A 1313-nucleotide genomic window follows, 5' to 3' on the forward strand; every position below is an offset into this window, starting at 1 on the left:
GGGACTATCCGGAATTCCGTGTTTCGGGCCGTACGATGCTGCTGAGAGGACCATCGTATGCCGCGACGCAAACAGCCTGCCATCCCGGATGAGTTGCTGGATCAGCTCTTGAATGGTGCCGACGCCCGATCTGCCCTGACCGACGGGGGCCTGCTGGACAGCCTCAAGAAGGCTCTGGCCGAGCGGGCTCTGAATGCCGAACTCGACCATCATCTCGACAGCGGCGAGCCGGATGGGCGCAGCAACAGCCGCAACGGCTATGGCAGCAAGACGGTGCTGACCGGCACCGGCAAGCTCGAGCTGCAGGTGCCGCGCGACCGGCTGTCGACCTTCGACCCGCAGCTCATCGCCAAATACCAGCGCCGCTTCCCCGGCTTCGACGACAAGATCGTGTCGATGTATGCCCGCGGCATGAGCACCCGCGAGATCCAGGGCCACCTGCGCGAGCTGTACGGCATGGAGGTCTCGCCCGACCTGGTCAGCGCGGTGACCGACGCCGTGCTCGACGAGGTGGCCGAATGGCAGAACCGCCCGCTCGAGCCGCTCTACCCGCTGGTCTTCCTCGACGCCATTCGGGTCAAGGTGCGCGACGAGGGCACAGTCAGGAACAAGGCTGTCTATGTCGCGCTCGGCGTCCGGCCGGACGGCACCAAGGAGGTCCTCGGCCTGTGGATCGAGCAGACCGAGGGCGCCAAGTTCTGGCTTCGCGTCATGAATGAGCTGAAGGACCGCGGCGTGGCCGACATCCTGATCGCGGTCGTCGACGGGCTGAAGGGCTTCCCCGAGGCGATCGCCGCCGTCTTCCCGAAGACCCAGGTCCAGGCTTGCGTTGTGCATCTCATCCGCCGCTCGCTCGACTTCGTCTCGTACAAGGACCGCCGCGAGGTCGCGGCGGCCCTGAAGGAGATCTACCGCGCCCGCACCGCCGAGCTGGGCGAAGCGGCGCTGGAAGCCTTTGACGAGGGACCGTGGGGTCGCAAATATCCCGTCATTGCCCAGACTTGGCGCCGACACTGGGCGGAAGTGATCCCATTCTATTCCTTCCCCGCTGACGTGCGCCGATTGATCTACACCACGAACGCCATAGAGGCTCTCAATGCCAAGCTGCGCCGCGCCGTACGCGCCCGCGGTCACTTCCCGCACGACGAGGCCGCGCTGAAGCTGCTGTATCTGGTGTTGAACCTGGCATCAAAGGATTGGAGAATGCCCGCCAGGGAGTGGTCTGCCGCCAAGGCGCAGTTCGCCATCCTGTTCGAGGACCGCTTCGTCACCGCCTGATCAACACGGCCCTACACGGAAATTCCGACAGTCCC

Annotated in this window: 1 protein-coding gene; it reads left to right on the forward strand. The window is 65.1% G+C overall.

From position 1 onward, the window contains the following. The first annotated feature begins 57 nt into the window (after nt 1-57). Complete coding sequence (locus Q7A36_RS39840; protein WP_305109329.1) at nt 58-1278, forward strand: IS256 family transposase; 1221 nt, start codon at nt 58-60, stop codon at nt 1276-1278. Nucleotides 1279-1313: the final 35 nt, after the last annotated feature.

Origin of the sequence: Paracraurococcus lichenis (genome assembly GCF_030657435.1) — a bacterium.
GTDB lineage: Bacteria > Pseudomonadota > Alphaproteobacteria > Acetobacterales > Acetobacteraceae > Paracraurococcus > Paracraurococcus lichenis.

What these genes read in the sequence shown, in the direction of transcription:
- Q7A36_RS39840 (WP_305109329.1), top strand. Translation starts at nt 58, where the DNA reads ATGCCGCGACGCAAACAGCCTGCCATCCCGGATGAGTTGCTGGATCAG.